The organism is Candidatus Pelagadaptatus aseana, from assembly GCF_040362265.1.
In the GTDB taxonomy this organism is placed as follows: domain Bacteria; phylum Pseudomonadota; class Gammaproteobacteria; order Pseudomonadales; family Cellvibrionaceae; genus Pelagadaptatus; species Pelagadaptatus aseana.
On record NZ_BAABNJ010000004.1, the window covers coordinates 240,691 to 254,662 of the forward strand.

15 protein-coding genes are annotated in these 13,972 nt (G+C 50.9%); 8 read left to right on the forward strand and 7 right to left on the reverse strand.

What is annotated here, in order from left to right; all coding sequences use genetic code 11:
* The first annotated feature begins 16 nt into the window (after positions 1–16).
* Positions 17–538: a DsbE family thiol:disulfide interchange protein gene (locus ACPXV9_RS07875; RefSeq protein WP_423895902.1), complete on the forward strand. Its 522-nt coding sequence runs from the start codon at positions 17–19 to the stop codon at positions 536–538.
* On the opposite strand, the gene ACPXV9_RS07880 is transcribed toward ACPXV9_RS07875, so the two are convergent.
* The 3 genes from ACPXV9_RS07880 to ACPXV9_RS07890 all read right to left on the reverse strand — a co-directional run bounded on the left by ACPXV9_RS07880 (position 535) and on the right by ACPXV9_RS07890 (position 3,682).
* Positions 535–1,488 carry a hypothetical protein gene (locus ACPXV9_RS07880; RefSeq protein ID WP_423895903.1) on the reverse strand — a complete coding sequence of 318 codons (954 nt, stop codon included), beginning with the start codon at positions 1,486–1,488 and terminating at the stop codon, positions 535–537. The genes ACPXV9_RS07875 and ACPXV9_RS07880 overlap by 4 nt on opposite strands.
* 174 nt (positions 1,489–1,662) lie before the next feature.
* A complete protein-coding gene (locus tag ACPXV9_RS07885) occupies positions 1,663–2,382 on the reverse strand; it encodes a spermidine synthase (RefSeq protein ID WP_423895904.1) in 720 nt (239 codons plus the stop codon).
* Positions 2,383–2,524: 142 nt separating this feature from the next.
* On the reverse strand, positions 2,525–3,682 hold the full coding sequence (locus tag ACPXV9_RS07890; protein WP_423895905.1) for an iron-containing alcohol dehydrogenase: 1,158 nt from the start codon (positions 3,680–3,682) through the stop codon (positions 2,525–2,527).
* Between the two features lie 172 nt (positions 3,683–3,854).
* On the opposite strand from ACPXV9_RS07890, the gene ACPXV9_RS07895 reads away from it, so the two are divergent.
* Positions 3,855–4,724: an AraC family transcriptional regulator N-terminal domain-containing protein gene (locus tag ACPXV9_RS07895; RefSeq protein ID WP_423895906.1), complete on the forward strand. Its 870-nt coding sequence runs from the start codon at positions 3,855–3,857 to the stop codon at positions 4,722–4,724.
* Here ACPXV9_RS07895 and ACPXV9_RS07900 read toward each other — a convergent pair.
* The gene (locus ACPXV9_RS07900) at positions 4,701–5,717 is read right to left on the reverse strand and encodes an AraC family transcriptional regulator ligand-binding domain-containing protein (protein WP_423895907.1); all 1,017 of its coding nucleotides are present in this window, start codon (positions 5,715–5,717) and stop codon (positions 4,701–4,703) included. The two genes, ACPXV9_RS07895 and ACPXV9_RS07900, sit on opposite strands and share 24 nt — an antisense overlap.
* A 430-nt stretch (positions 5,718–6,147) precedes the next feature.
* On the opposite strand from ACPXV9_RS07900, the gene ACPXV9_RS07905 reads away from it, so the two are divergent.
* The 5 genes from ACPXV9_RS07905 to ACPXV9_RS07925 all read left to right on the forward strand — a co-directional run bounded on the left by ACPXV9_RS07905 (position 6,148) and on the right by ACPXV9_RS07925 (position 8,288).
* The gene (locus ACPXV9_RS07905) at positions 6,148–6,396 is read left to right on the forward strand and encodes a hypothetical protein (protein ID WP_423895908.1); all 249 of its coding nucleotides are present in this window, start codon (positions 6,148–6,150) and stop codon (positions 6,394–6,396) included.
* A 26-nt stretch (positions 6,397–6,422) separates the two neighbouring features.
* Positions 6,423–6,638, forward strand: coding sequence for a tautomerase family protein (locus ACPXV9_RS07910; RefSeq protein WP_423895909.1), 216 nt, complete (start codon positions 6,423–6,425; stop codon positions 6,636–6,638).
* Positions 6,639–6,667: 29 nt separating this feature from the next.
* On the forward strand, positions 6,668–7,093 hold the full coding sequence (locus ACPXV9_RS07915; RefSeq protein ID WP_423895910.1) for a hypothetical protein: 426 nt from the start codon (positions 6,668–6,670) through the stop codon (positions 7,091–7,093).
* 92 nt (positions 7,094–7,185) lie between these two features.
* Entirely contained in the window at positions 7,186–7,845 is a 660-nt protein-coding gene (locus tag ACPXV9_RS07920) for an alpha/beta hydrolase (RefSeq protein WP_423895911.1), read from the forward strand.
* 86 nt (positions 7,846–7,931) lie between these two features.
* Positions 7,932–8,288 (forward strand): hypothetical protein, encoded by a 357-nt coding sequence (locus tag ACPXV9_RS07925; RefSeq protein ID WP_423895912.1) that lies wholly within the window; start codon positions 7,932–7,934, stop codon positions 8,286–8,288.
* Between the two features lie 91 nt (positions 8,289–8,379).
* Here ACPXV9_RS07925 and ACPXV9_RS07930 read toward each other — a convergent pair whose 3' ends face one another.
* Together ACPXV9_RS07930 and ACPXV9_RS07935 are read right to left on the reverse strand one after the other, a co-directional pair.
* The gene (locus ACPXV9_RS07930) at positions 8,380–11,175 is read right to left on the reverse strand and encodes a bifunctional aconitate hydratase 2/2-methylisocitrate dehydratase (RefSeq protein WP_423895913.1); all 2,796 of its coding nucleotides are present in this window, start codon (positions 11,173–11,175) and stop codon (positions 8,380–8,382) included.
* 335 nt (positions 11,176–11,510) lie between these two features.
* Positions 11,511–11,732, reverse strand: coding sequence for a hypothetical protein (locus ACPXV9_RS07935; protein WP_423895914.1), 222 nt, complete (start codon positions 11,730–11,732; stop codon positions 11,511–11,513).
* A gap of 176 nt (positions 11,733–11,908) precedes the next feature.
* On the opposite strand from ACPXV9_RS07935, the gene ACPXV9_RS07940 reads away from it, so the two are divergent.
* The gene (locus tag ACPXV9_RS07940) at positions 11,909–12,532 is read left to right on the forward strand and encodes a tRNA-(ms[2]io[6]A)-hydroxylase (RefSeq protein WP_423895915.1); all 624 of its coding nucleotides are present in this window, start codon (positions 11,909–11,911) and stop codon (positions 12,530–12,532) included.
* Between the two features lie 32 nt (positions 12,533–12,564).
* Here the strand turns inward: ACPXV9_RS07940 and ACPXV9_RS07945 are convergent, their stop codons facing one another.
* Entirely contained in the window at positions 12,565–13,917 is a 1,353-nt protein-coding gene (locus ACPXV9_RS07945) for a hypothetical protein (protein WP_423895916.1), read from the reverse strand.
* Positions 13,918–13,972: the final 55 nt, after the last annotated feature.

The following is a 13,972-nucleotide window of genomic DNA, read 5'->3' on the forward strand; positions in this document are numbered from 1 at the left end:
TTGGGTGAAACAATCAATGTCACGTTTTAAGTTATTTATTCCGTTGATCGTGTTTGCGGTATTGGGCCTGTTCTTCTGGAAGGGGTTGAGTCTTGATCCGACCCGCATGCCCTCGGCATTGATCGACAAATCCATGCCCGAGTTTCAACTGCCCATTGTCAAGGATGCTCAGCGCCGGGTGACGGTGGAGGATCTGAAAGGGCAGCCATCACTGCTGAATGTCTGGGCGACCTGGTGCGTGGCCTGTAAAGTCGAGCACCCTTATCTGAATAAACTGGCCAAGCAGGGAGTGATGATCTTTGGTGTGAATTACAAAGACGATACCAAATCCGCACAGGAGTGGCTGGCCAAGCTGGGTGATCCTTACGCTTTCAGTGTGGTGGACGCCGATGGCCGGCTGGGCATTGATCTGGGTGTGTTTGGTGCGCCGGAAACTTACGTGCTGGATCGCGAGGGAGTGATTCGTTACAAGCACGTGGGTGTGGTGGATGAGCGTGTCTGGCAGGAAATCATTCAGCCGATCATGCAACGTCTTTAATTTCGCTTGGTGGTTTCCTGAAAGAACACATCCAGTCTGATTTCCAGTTCCGGGTTGGGTTTCCAGTTGTCGGAATCGGGAAACCGCAGGATAGGTCTGGCGCTAAGAATCAGCCAGTCTTTATAAATCAGCTGATTGTAGCTGGCCGACAGAAACACACTGTCGGTTTGCTGATCTGGCTGACTGGACCCGGTGATTCCCAGTGTAAATGAGTGCCAGTGATTACCGGGAATAGCTTGCCTCAAGGTCGCGAACTGGCCGAATTCAAACTCTTCATAGCGGTTTTGATATTGGATTTCAGTAGTGAAAATCACGCTGTGTTGATCGCCCAACAATCGAGTGAAATTGAGCTCACTGCTTTCACCCCAGCCTTTACGGTGGTAGTACCAGAGGCGTTGTTCAAACCCCATTTTCCATAGTTCGTTGAGCTCACGTTTGTGTTTTGCCTTGAATCGGTAGAAGGGGTCAAAGGGGATTTTGAATTTGGCACCTATGTCGTGGCTGAGATCAAACACATCACCGGTTCGCTCACGGCTGACACCCGCGGTGGAAAAGCTCTCTTCGTTATTGTTTAAGCGCTTGTCTTCCAGGCTGCTTTGATCGTTGGTGTCGGAATCAAAAAACAGTTTGAGTTTGCGCTTGGTGTTGGGGATATCCAGTTTACCGCGAATATAAAAGTCGGTTTCCATCTCACCCGACTTCTCAAAACTTTGCTCTACACCGATATTGATACGGCTTTTGTTTTTCCCTTCGCTGATCTCACCGGACATCCAGCTGTCGATGCTTCTGGCGGTGGTCAGTATCGATGATGAAATGGCGTCCCTGGTTTCCTCCGTCCATCGGACGGTTTTGATGACTGTCGACACTTGCAGTTCTTCGGAGGCTTGGTCTTCCTGCTGTTGCCCAGCCACTGCACTACCAAGAAACAGGGCAGGCAAGAGGCTGAACACAGTGTTATTGATTGTCTTTAAACAAGGCATGACCCCAGTATAGTAATTTTACCGGACAGAAAAAGTCGCCAGTCATGCATTTTTGATCCAGATCGTATGAAATCTTTCTGTGATAGCCGGTTGGACTTTTTCACTCATATATATTGGTAATGGATTGGTTAAGGTCCAGAGCAATTACTTGATACAAACGTAAACGGAATTGGTGGATTCACAATTCTGGAATGGGTTGTAAAAGGGCACGATATGAGAGGTGACACTGTGAAATACGCGGCCTAATAAGGCCTCAAATTCGGCTTCCGGTAGATTTTGCGACCACATGGCAAACACCCCGTTGGGTTTTATTTGTTGTACCATCAAAGACAGGTTTGTTTCGGTGTAGAAACCCGCGTTGTCGGCGTTAAGAAACTCGGTGGGGGAGTGGTCAATGTCGAGCAGGATGGCATCAAATTGCCGACCGCTCTGGTCCGGATCAAAGCCGCTGTCCGGGGCGGTAGCCAAATCAAAAAAGCTGCCATGGATATAGCGATTGCGCGAGTCGGCATTGAGGGTTTTGCCCAGAGGCACCAGCTCATTGCGGTGCCAGCTGATCACAGTGTCCAGGGCATCCACGACCAGCAGCTCGGCGACTCTGGAATCTTCCAGAGCGGCCACGGCGGTATAACCCAGACCCAAGCCACCGACGACCACATCGAGCTGGTCGCCTTCAACTGCGGCCAACCCCAAGGTCGACAAGGCTTCTTCGGCTTCGACAAACATACTCGACATCAGAAATTCATCGCCCAGCTTTACTTCGTAGATGTCTTTATCCCCAAATACCGGAATTCGGCGTCGGCGCAGTGAAATTTCACCCAGAGGGGATGACTGACTGTCGATCTCTTCAAAGAGTAAGCTCATGGTTATAGGTCTTGGGATTCAAGAAAGGTGCGGCAGTCTACCACACAAACCATGCAGCCCCGCGGCAATTACTGGTTACTTGTCATTAAAATGCGAGGCTCTGAAATGGATTGCCCCGCAGTACGGGGCCTTTGTCGGATCTTTATTTGGCGGCTTCTAAAATATTACGGACATCTTCCAGAGTCAGGTCTCGGGTTTCCGATAGGGCGGTAAGCCCCATTTTTTCCATGTTGCCTATCAGGGCGTTGATGCCCTCATCGTCAATGCCATAATGGCTGATGCTGGTAACAATATCCAGCGAGTTAAAAAAAGCCTCGGTGTTGTCTATCGCGCGATCGATCTTCTGCTCGTCGGTGCCTTCGGTGATGTCCCAGACCCGCTCGGCAAATTGCAGCAGCTTGTCACGCTTGTGGTTTTTTCTCACCCGCAGCAGGTGCGGCAGGATAATGGCCAGAGTCCGGCCATGGGCAATACCAAACAGGGCCGTCATTTCATGGCCGATCATATGGGTGGACCAGTCCTGGGGAACGCCGCGACCAATCAGACCGTTTAACGCGTTGGTAGCTGACCAGATAAAGTTCTTGCGCGCCGCCATGTCACTGTTGTCGCGATAGGTCACGGGGCCGTCTTCGATCAGGGTTTTGAGTACCCCCTCGGCCATGCGCTCCTGAACCTTGGCGTCTGTGGGTTGGGTCAGGTATTGCTCTATCACATGTACAAAGGCATCAGCGACGCCGTTGGCGATCTGCTCTTTGGGCAAGGTCAGGGTCAGATCCGGGTCGAGAAACGAGAACTTAGGAAATACCAGAGGACAGGCAAACGGGAACTTCTGTTTGTTGAAAGTAATGACGCCTGCGGAGTTCATTTCTGAACCGGTGGCCGGCAGCGTGGCAATGCAACCCAGCGGCAAAGCTTCTTTGGCGGGAACGGGTTTGAAACCATGGAACAACATCTTGTAGGGTTCGGACTCCGTCTTGGCGGCCAGCGCGACAAACTTGGTGCCGTCCATCACCGAACCGCCGCCAACGGCGAGAAGAAAATCTATCTGTTGCTCTTTGACCACTGCCACCGCTGCCATCAGGGTTTCAAATTTGGGGTTGGGCTCAATACCACCAAATTCCACCACACAGCGATCCCCCAAGCCTGAAAGTACCTTATCCAGTGTGCCGTGCTGCTTTACGCTGCCGCCACCGTAGAGAACCATGACTCGCGCTTTGGCCGGAACAAGCTTGTCCAGTTCGTTGAGCCGGTTCTGGCCAAACACAATGTGGGTCGGGTTGTAGAAGTCGAAGTTGTTCATGGTAAGCCCTTCACTGTTGATGTGTGTACAGATTATCAGTCAAAGGGGTTGTTTAAACGGACAATTCTATCTAAATCATGCCTAAAGCTATCTGCGATAATAATTTTCAGGACTTTTGTATTCGGAGTTATTACACTTCGGCGTGGTCAGTCAGTGATATTCAGAGACGTTTATGGCATCCCAATTGGTTCAAAATGTAGCGGCGTTAGCGGTTAACGAGGGCTTGAACAAAACCCCGTTGCCAGGCGTTTGTGTGTACAAAACCTCCGCCACTCTGGAGAGGGCGCCTCTGTGTTACCGTCAGGGGGTTATTTTTGTGGTGCAGGGACGCAAACGCATTTTTATTGATAGTCAGGGGTATGACTACAACCCGGATAATTATCTGGTGTTAACCCTGCCCATGGCCGCCGAATGCGAGACGGTGGTGGAGCCCGGCAAGCCGATGTTGTCACTGATGCTGGATCTGGATCTCGCGCTGCTGGGGGAGATGGTTCGCCAGATCGATGAGTTTCGACACGAGCACACCGTGGACAAACTCAGCGATGCCAAGGGGCTCTATGTCAGCCGCTGTACATCAGACTTGTCCGATGCCGTAACCCGTTTGACCCGATGCCTTAACTCCCCGCTGGAAAGTGCTCTGTTGGGACAGGGACTGGTGCGTGAGGTGCTTTATCATCTGTTGTTGGGGCCGCAGGCGAAACCGCTGTTTTCACTGGTGTCCTACAACACCCATCTGGCCAGGCTTGAAAAGGTACTGGCCCACTTGCACGATCACTACCATCAGCATTTTGAGGTGGATCAGTTGGCCGAGATGGCAAAAATGAGTGCTTCCACGTTTCATCGCAACTTTCAGCTGGTGACCTCCTCATCGCCCAAGCAGTACATAAAGAAATTGCGCTTGAACCGGGCTCGGGAGCTGTTGCTCGACAGAGGTCTCAAGGTGAATCAGGCCGCGTCACAGGTGGGTTATGAGAGCCCGACCCAATTCAGTCGTGAGTTTAAGCGTTACTTTGGCGAGTCACCCAGTCAGTTGTTTGGCTGACTGGCTGGGAGGCTGGCCCGTGTATTTTTTGAATGCCCGGGAAAAGCTGGCCTGACAGCTGTAGCCCAGTTCCTGTGCGGTTTGATTGACGGACAGCCCCGATCGCAGCAGGGCTCGGGCGCGATCGAATTTCAATTCAAGCTGGATATCCCGGAAGCTCGTCGATTCCTCGGACAGATAGCGGCGTAACTGTCGGCTGCTGATGCCAAACTGCTGCGCCACGGTTTCCAGATCCGCCAGAAGATCCTGATGTTGCAGGGTGCCTCGAACCCGTCCGCTGTAGGTGAGGGCGTTGGTTTGTGCTTCTGCCACTTCGTCGCAATAGCGAATGCTGGCCAAATGCAATTTTCGATTGGCTCCGGGCAAGGGCTTTTGCTCAATGGTACGCTCGAACACAATTTCTGTTTTGTCGGCGGCAAACTCTACCTGAGTGCCAAAAAAATCATGGTAGGTCTCGGGTTTGGAGGGGGCGTGCAAGCGCATGGATACCGACTTGGCGGTCAATGTTTGGCCCAGCAGGTCGGAAAATAACATCAGGCAACCGCCCAGACCCCGTTCTTCTAAAAAGCGCTGGCAATCCTTGGGCATTTCAAAATCATGCAGCGTCATGCGCAGAGTGTGTTGATCGTTTTTAAACTCAAATCGGCTGAAAGCCAATCCCAGCATCCCGTAACGCTCCATCAACTTTCTGGCTTTAGCAAGAGTTTCGCTGGTGGCCAGTGCCTGGCCGAACATGCCCATGGCGTTAGCCGTGCAGCGTTTGGATACCATCAGGCCAAGCCCTTCGTCACTGTTTTGAAGGGTTTGAATATTGCGGATCAGAGCCAGTTCTTGCCAAACGGAAATACTGGCGAGGGGACTATCAAGAGAGTCCGGATCGATGTCCGTACTGGTCAGGCATTGCTTTTGTGACAGCCCCAGTTCAGCGGCAACGTCCAACAACATGGATGCGCCGGATGTGTCTCGCCGTTTTTGCCAATCAATGGTTGCCAAGCTCGTCTCTCCGAATAAACCCTATTGTCCATAAATGCTACTTGTGTCCGAAAGTATCATATTTTGGTCTTTGTAACCATGGAGCTGTTTGAGGCTGCCCCGGATACTGAGGGCATATCAGCTAACTCATGAATGAATAGCAGTCTGGACAGGAGAGGATGATGTACAAGCAAACAGTCGCTTTGGTTTTTCTGGCGTCAATTGGATTACCGGTTATGGCAGAGATAAATATCAATCGCGTACCTATCGCCGCACCGATCAGTTTTGTTTATGACTACATTACCCAGCCTGATCGCTGGCACGACTGGTATCCCCACTCGAATCGGCGGAAACACCGGGAGGGTCATTAACGGCGGGTCAGACGTTTACGGAAGTAGTCAGCATCAACCAGCGGGACACTCTGTTTACCTATCGGGTGGTTGAGTCCCGGGTGCCACTTGTCTGGGAGGTGACATACGACTCGAAAACCGTCAGGGGCTCGATTCGCTACCAACTGGATGAAACCATCGATGGCAGCTTGCTCATCCGAACTCTGGAGTATTACCCCAATCCGGCTTCACCAGAGCAGCATAAAATTCTCGCCGGGCTTTCAGCTCAGGTACAACAGTCATCGCTGCAGGCTCTCAGGCAGCTTCGCCAAACTCTGGAATCAGATTGGCTGAGCAAGAGTTCACATTGATTGGCAACCCATGAAGGAGATTCGTTATGCCATTTATAACCTACACAACCGTTGAAGGTGTATTAACCGATGATCAGAAGGCTGAGCTGACTTCCGCTCTTACCGATGCGGTTGTCAGTACGTTGGGCAAATCACTGAAACCCAATATTTGGGTGACGCTTAATGAGGCCCCGGAAGGCAATTTTTCCATTAGCGGTCATCCATTGAAAGCCAGCACATTGCAAAAGTTAATTAATGGTTAACGTCACCGTGGTATACCAAGGAGAAACATATGCTTGAAGCGATACTGATCCTGAACGCCGTTTGGTTCATCATGGGGTTCAATGTGTTTGCACTGCGCGGACAAATTTTTGCCAAACTTGTGGTGCCGCGTGAACAGCGTGATACACCGGTAATCGATGTGCTGATTCACTCGGGTAAATTTCTCGGTGGTTTCAATCTGGCCTTTGCGGTATTGAATGTATTACTGCTGCTGAATCTTGAGCTGTTTGATAAAAATCAGCAGTGGGCTTTACTGCTGTTGGTGAATGCCATCGCTCACGGTACCCAGTTTGCCTTTAATGTGCCGACGGCACTGGCAAATCGCCGGGGAGAAGGGGTGTGGCAAGTGTTGTCTGGTACCATGCTGTTTATCTTTGTGGTGGATTTTCTGATGATGGCGCTTAACGCTTTTCTGGCTGGTCGTTACTTTTTTTAGGGATCGCATTTTCTAGAGCACGTTTTTTTAGCGCTCGTATAGGTCATCTCTGTTATTCTTCACGCCAATTGGTATCGAAGAATTGAGAGTCTATGAATTACCTGCCTTGTCTTGAAGTTGAACCGCAAACCGCTGCTACGGCAGCGGTTATCTGGCTGCATGGTCTCGGTGCCAGCGGTGATGATTTTGCCCCCATTGTTCCCGAACTGGATCTGGGTGATCTGGCCGTGCGTTTTATTTTTCCCCACGCGCCATCACGCCCGGTGACGATTAACAACGGCATGGTGATGCCCGCCTGGTACGACATTTTTACGTTGGATATCGATCGCAAGATTGATGAAGAGCAGATATTGCAGTCGGCTCAGGCCATTCACGATCTTATTGATCGGGAAATTGAGCGTGGTATTGCCGCGGAACGGATTATCGTTGCCGGCTTTTCTCAGGGCGGAGCGGTGTCCTATCAGGCGGCGTTAAGCTACCCAAAACCATTGGGCGGTTTGATGACCCTGTCCACCTACTTTGCCACCAGTGACACCGTTGCCGTAGACTCCGCCAATCAACCGCTGCCGGTCTTTGTATCCCACGGTCTCTACGACTCTGTGGTTCCCGAGGTCTTGGGTCAGCGCGCTGTTGAATTGTTAAAGGCGAAATCTATTACCGCTGAGTACAAAACCTATCCCATGGACCACGAGGTGTGTATGCCTCAGATCAGGGATATTTCGCAGTGGCTGACAACTTGTCTTAGCAACTGATCCCGGTAACCGTTAGAATGCGCCAGCATTAAAGTCATCAACACCCAAGCCATTAACACTGAAGCCATCAACACCGAAGTAATCCTATGAAAGTCATGTTTAATGTTTATATCCAGGCCGAAGCCGAAGAGTTGCAAGATATTGCGGCAGATCTGGAGGCGGAAATAACTCCCTGGTTAGAGGAAAAGGATACCGGCGCCCAGTTGCTGGCTGATCGTGATGAAGAGGGTGAGTATCAACGCGTTGGTATTAATATGCAGGTGCGCAAGCGAGCTGATCTGAAAGAGCCATTAAGTTTTCTTTTCAAACTGGCTAAAAGTCATAAGTGCGATTTTGTGCTGGGTGTCTATGACGGTGATCGTCAGGAAGATATTTGCTACTTCGGCAATGAAGAGGGCAAGCCCGATGCCTTTGAAGTGGCGAATTATATTGGTTTGATTTAAAGGTTTTTACTCAATAACAAAAAAGCCCCGCCATCGAATGATGGCGGGGCTTTTTTATGATTTGGGGTAGCAACGCTACCCCAGCTGAAACTTAGCCAACAATTTTAATTGGCTGAGCTTCAACGGCCAGATCTTCAGACGGCGGAGCGAAAGAAGTCAGGTTAATACCGGCAACGGCTTCTTTGTACTCTTCTAGGGTCGGGAAGCGACCCAGGATGGTAGACAGAACAACCATTGGGGTAGAGCCCAGCAGGGACTCACCTTTCTTCTCAGCGCTGTCTTCTACAACACGGCCTTGGAACAGACGGGTTGAAGTAGCCAGTACGGTGTCACCAGGAGCCGCTTTCTCCTGGTTACCCATGCACAGGTTACAGCCAGGGCGTTCCAGGTACAGGATGTTTTCGTACTGGGTACGTGCAGCTTCTTTTGGATTGTCATCATCAAAAGTGAAGCCGGCGTATTTCGCCAGAATGTCCCAATCGCCTTCAGCTTTCAGCTCGTCAACGATGTTGTAAGTTGGTGGTGCAACAACCAGAGGCGCGTTAAAGGTGATAGGACCTTTCTTCTCCAGATTGCGCAGCATGGCAGCGATGATTTGCATATCGCCTTTGTGAACCATACAGGAGCCAACAAAGCCCAGATCTACTTTACGGCCATCGTAGTAAGAAGTCGGACGGATCACATCGTGGGTGTAACGCTTGGAGATGTCTTCGTTGTTGACGTCCGGGTCAGCGATCATTGGTTCTTCGATAGCGTCCAGATCCACAACCAGCTCGGCGTAGTACTTGGCGTTGTCGTCTGGCGCCAGAGCAGGCTCTTCGCCAGATTTAATACCAGCGATACGCTTATCCGCCAGTTCGATCAGACCTTGCAGCATGTTGGCAGCGTTATCCATACCCTTGTCGATCATGATCTGGATACGGGACTTGGCCAGTTCCAGAGACGCGATCAGGGTTTCATCGGTAGAAATACAGATGGAAGCCTTGGCTTTCATTTCTGCAGTCCAGTCGGTGAAGGTGAAGGCCTGGTCAGCCAGCAGAGTACCGATTTGTACTTCGATGACACGACCCTGGAAGACGTTTTCGCCAGAAAACTTCTTCAGCATTTGCGCTTGAGTGGCGTGAACGATGTCACGGAAGTCCATGTGTGGCTTCATGTTGCCTTTGAAGGTTACCTTCACAGACTCAGGGATTGGCATGGCCGCTTCACCAGTGGCCAGTGCGATAGCAACCGTACCGGAGTCAGCACCGAAAGCGACACCTTTGGACATACGGGTGTGGGAGTCACCACCGATGATGATCGCGCGATCGTCAACAGTAATGTCGTTCAGTACCTTGTGAATTACGTCGGTCATGGAGTGGTAAACGCCTTTCGGGTCACGTGCAGTGATTACACCGAATGCGTTCATAAACGCCATCAGCTTAGGCGTGTTGGCCTTGGCTTTGTTGTCCCATACAGAAGCGGTGTGACAACCGGACTGGAAAGCACCGTCAACATCAGGAGAAATGGTAGAAGCCGCCATGGCTTCCAGTTCCTGACAGGTCATAGGGCCAGTGGTGTCCTGAGAACCGACGATGTTCACTTTAACGCGAACGTCAGAACCGGTGTGCAGAGGGGTTTTGGATTTGACGCCCACCGCATTGCGGTTGAAGATTTTCTCAACGGCGGTCAGACCCTGGCCTTCGTTGGAGATTTCTTTGGAAGCAGCGTAAACAACCGGTGCTTCAACGCCCAGAGTTTCAGCAGCGAATGTTTGAATCTTCTTACCGAAAGTTACGGCGTAAGAACCGCCAGCCTTCATGAATTCCACTTTTTGTGGGGTGAAAGCGTCTGCTACGTCGGACAGTACATTGCCTTCGCTGTCGAGCAGTTTCTTGGCTTTGGTATCGATGGTCAGAACGGTACCGGTAGCTACAGAGTAAGCTTCTTCCAGTACTGGATCGCCGTTTTCATCGCGAACAACTTCGCCGTTGGCGTCGGTTTTCTTAACCCAGTTTTTCAGGTCCAGACCGATACCGCCGGTTACGCCAACAGTGGTCAGGAAGATAGGGGCGATACCGTTGGTACCTGCAACCACAGGGCGGTTGTTGATGAAAGGAATGTATGGAGAAGTCTTTTCACCAGCCCACAGTGCAACGTTGTTCACACCGGACATACGGGACGAGCCAACGCCCATGGTGCCTTTCTCGGCGATCAGCATGACTTTAGCGTCTGGGTTGTCTTCACCCATCTTCTTAATTTCTTGCTGAGCTTCAGGGCTGATCATGCACTGGCCATGCAGTTCACGGTCAGCACGGGAGTGAGACTGGTTACCCGGAGACAACAAGTCAGTAGAGATATCACCTTCAGCAGCGATGTAGGTAATGACCTTAATTTTTTCTGGAATATCGTCCAGCTTGGTGAAGAACTCCGCTTTTGCGTAGCTTTCCAGAATGTCTTTAGCAATGGCGTTGCCAGCTTTGAAGGCGTCAGCCAGACGGGCGGTGTCGGCGTCGTACAGGAATACCTGAGACTTCAGAACTTCACCGGCAGCAGCAGCTTGAGCGTCGTCAGACAGAGCGATGTCCAGCAGAGCTTCTACAGATGGGCCGCCTTTCATGTGGGACAGCTGCTCCAGAGCGAACTCGGCGGAGATTTCGGCAACGGTTTCGTTACCCAGTACGATGTCTTTCAGGAATTTGGCTTTTACGCCGGCAGCAGGAGTGGTACCTGGCAGAGTGTTGTAGATAAAGAACTTCAGAGAGTCTTCGCGGTTGGCATTACCAGTGTCTTTGATCTGGTCAATAATCTCTGACAGCAGCTCGGCGCTGTCAATCGGCTTTGGATTCAAACCCAGTTCTTTCTTACGGGTTGCGATTTCATCCATATATTCTGAATATAAGCTCATTCAAACCTCTCAGTTCTGTCCTCTGTTATTGGATACTTGATCTGTCAGGATCTCTGACAGTCAAGACTATCGGTGGCCCACACCGATGGCCAAACAGCCTTGGGCTGCTATTTAGCGGGCCTGAATTCTAGCAGAACTGGGCTTGCGAGTTAAGAAACCATGAGAATCAGCGACTTATAATCACTATCAGTCAGGTGAATAGTGATGGCCGAAGGCATTTACAGAATCGATGAAATGGCGCTGTAACCGGGCCTGCCCGAAGAGTCCTGCCAAAGTGCACTAATCCTAGCAGGGATTTATGACAGTAAAAGTTAGACGTTGGTCGTCCTGAAGGCTCAGCAGCCACGAGTGATGACGTGTTCATCCTGCCCCTGAGCGGCCAGGCGGAAATGCAGCAGGTCCTGAAGTTGTTCGCGGCTATTGGTGTTAGCCAACAGACCCACGATTTCGTTAAAAATGGCCAGTTGCATGGCGTCGGTACTCATGGATTTGTTGTTCTCTACTTCAGCCAGGGCGTCATTGATCAGACGTTGGGCGATGGCAAATTCTCCAGCCATGGTCGCATCTCCAAAAGGTTGAGTGTGGTGGGCTTTAACGCATCATAATAAGGGGTAAAGTGATGCAGGTGGCTTGATGTGGGTCATGTATTTCACCTTGAAAGGGTGCCTTGTGGTCCTAATTCACTATAATGGCGCCTCATTATTTGGTCCCGTAGGCGTGGTTCGTAACAGTTATGGTTGATATTTCCCCGATTCTTGGTTTTTTAAAATGTCGCACACCGGATTCCTGGGTTGCAGAGGCATTGAATAATCTGGAAATCATCCTGATCGATCACGCCGCCAATGAAATGAAAGCGGCCCAATCGGCCATGACCCTGATGTCGAAAAATCCCACCAAGCTGGATTTGCTCAACAAAATGAGCCGTTTGGCCCGAGAAGAGCTGGTGCATTTTGAACAGGTGTTAAAGATTCTGAAAAAGCGCGGTATTACATACCGAGCGCTGAAGGCCAGTCGATACGCGTCGAGTATGGCCCGGCATATCCGTAAGGAACAGCGCCAGAATCTGATTGATACCCTGATTGTTGGTGCCATTATCGAGGCCCGTTCCTGCGAGCGGTTTTACACTCTGGCCCCCCACCTGGATCCCGATTTGGAGAAGTTTTATCTGTCTCTGTTGAAGTCGGAGGCCCGCCATTATCAGGATTATCTGACCTTGGCTGAGAGTTACAGTGAAGACTGTATTGACGAGCGGGTCGGGTTTTTCCTACAGCTGGAGCAGGAGGCCATCAGCACTCCTGATCCACTCTTCCGGTTTCACTCCGGGCTGCCCGTTGAAATCAGTAAGGCCGCCGTCTAATAAGCAGCTATTGCTCAGAATAGTTAATTGTCTTAAGGCTGAGCTTGATTGTAGAGGTAATCGAAAATGGTTTGGTGGCCATTGAGGGTGTCTTCAATGGCTTGAGTGACGGGCGTCACCAATTTTTCATGTTGGTGGCTTAGATAGGGTGCAATCTGGCTTTCGCCGAGAATGCCTGTCAAATAAATGGGGTTGTCGATTCGCAGGTGGGCCATGTTGTTGTCGATCTGTACGTGCAGATCAGCAACATAATCGACTCTGTTATTGCTGAGCGCCAACAGACTCTGGTCTGCCAGTGGCTGAGGCGAAAATTGTATATGGTCAGCCGAGCGCAATTGCTTCTGTGTCAGCAAGCCCTTGCGGTAAGCCAGTCTTGCTCTGGCAGGAATCTGATCCAGGTGATGGATCAAGGGCTGCAATCGGGTACTCCAGATTTCCAGTCGATCTTTGGTGACCACGGTGCTCAGACGCACTGGTGGCGTCGTGCTCTGTGGGACATGAATCCTCCCGCATGAGCCATCTATTTTTCCGGTTATCAGGGCGTGGGATTCCCTGCTGCGGGGCATCTCCAACATGCGAAAGCTGAGTCCCAGACGGGTAAAAATCTGTTTGAAGAAGCGTTCCAGATCGATAAAGGTTTTGGTATTGGCTGCGATTGGGCAGCCAAACGTTATGTCGTAATCCTTGGTATTTTGAAGATTGGCTTTCGCAGCTGCAGGCGATGCTGGTGTCGCTTTGCCTGGCGAGGTTATTTGTTTGCTGGCCAGCAATCTTTCAAGGGCAGGTTGCAAGTGCAGCCAGCGTTTGTTCAGCGCCGGATGCAGGGGGTATTTGATTAAACTGAAGCGGGGGCCAAGGCCCAGCTTCTTTGCTGTGGCTGCGTTCGTTGGAAAGCTGTAGGAAATACCGATATAAGCGTTTATCTCGCCTTTGTTCCATTGTTCCCAAATGGCCTCCATCGAAGTCACCGGCGGGGTGGTTTTAATGTTGTAGTGCTTGGCCAGAGCCCTTGGGAAATGAAAGTTTGGCTGGGTGCCAGCGACCAGTTGATCCAGTGGGGTGTTCTGGATGGTCTTGGTGCCATAAATATTGACTTTCATGGTCATGGTGGACGTATTGAGCAGCAGGTAATTATCCTGATATTCCTCGTCAAAGAAGCCTTTAAGGCGGGCGCAGTCGCCATCGTAGTGGTTGCTCCGAAAGCCTTTGTCGATCTCAGGCTCCGGCAGAATAGTCATCTTAAAGTCATAACCGAGCTCATCAAAGCTGGCTCGATAGAGTGTTTCCAGTCTTTGGTATTCGGGGAAATTTTCGGCGGCCAGGCAGCTGAAATGGATGGTCTGACGTGCTGATGCTGCCGCCGGCGACATCACCAGAGTGGTCATCAGTAGCGCCAAGAATCCAGTGGCTATGCGTTTGCAGTGCTTGTGCAGTGGGCAA

What these genes read in the sequence shown, in the direction of transcription:
- ACPXV9_RS07935 (WP_423895914.1), bottom strand. Translation starts at nt 11,732, where the DNA reads ATGGCTGGAGAATTTGCCATCGCCCAACGTCTGATCAATGACGCCCTG.
- ACPXV9_RS07890 (WP_423895905.1), bottom strand. Translation starts at nt 3,682, where the DNA reads ATGAACAACTTCGACTTCTACAACCCGACCCACATTGTGTTTGGCCAG.
- ACPXV9_RS07945 (WP_423895916.1), bottom strand. Translation starts at nt 13,917, where the DNA reads ATGACCACTCTGGTGATGTCGCCGGCGGCAGCATCAGCACGTCAGACC.
- ACPXV9_RS07940 (WP_423895915.1), top strand. Translation starts at nt 11,909, where the DNA reads ATGGTTGATATTTCCCCGATTCTTGGTTTTTTAAAATGTCGCACACCG.
- ACPXV9_RS07885 (WP_423895904.1), bottom strand. Translation starts at nt 2,382, where the DNA reads ATGAGCTTACTCTTTGAAGAGATCGACAGTCAGTCATCCCCTCTGGGT.
- ACPXV9_RS07925 (WP_423895912.1), top strand. Translation starts at nt 7,932, where the DNA reads ATGAAAGTCATGTTTAATGTTTATATCCAGGCCGAAGCCGAAGAGTTG.
- ACPXV9_RS07875 (WP_423895902.1), top strand. Translation starts at nt 17, where the DNA reads ATGTCACGTTTTAAGTTATTTATTCCGTTGATCGTGTTTGCGGTATTG.
- ACPXV9_RS07910 (WP_423895909.1), top strand. Translation starts at nt 6,423, where the DNA reads ATGCCATTTATAACCTACACAACCGTTGAAGGTGTATTAACCGATGAT.
- ACPXV9_RS07915 (WP_423895910.1), top strand. Translation starts at nt 6,668, where the DNA reads ATGCTTGAAGCGATACTGATCCTGAACGCCGTTTGGTTCATCATGGGG.
- ACPXV9_RS07930 (WP_423895913.1), bottom strand. Translation starts at nt 11,175, where the DNA reads ATGAGCTTATATTCAGAATATATGGATGAAATCGCAACCCGTAAGAAA.
- ACPXV9_RS07920 (WP_423895911.1), top strand. Translation starts at nt 7,186, where the DNA reads ATGAATTACCTGCCTTGTCTTGAAGTTGAACCGCAAACCGCTGCTACG.
- ACPXV9_RS07895 (WP_423895906.1), top strand. Translation starts at nt 3,855, where the DNA reads ATGGCATCCCAATTGGTTCAAAATGTAGCGGCGTTAGCGGTTAACGAG.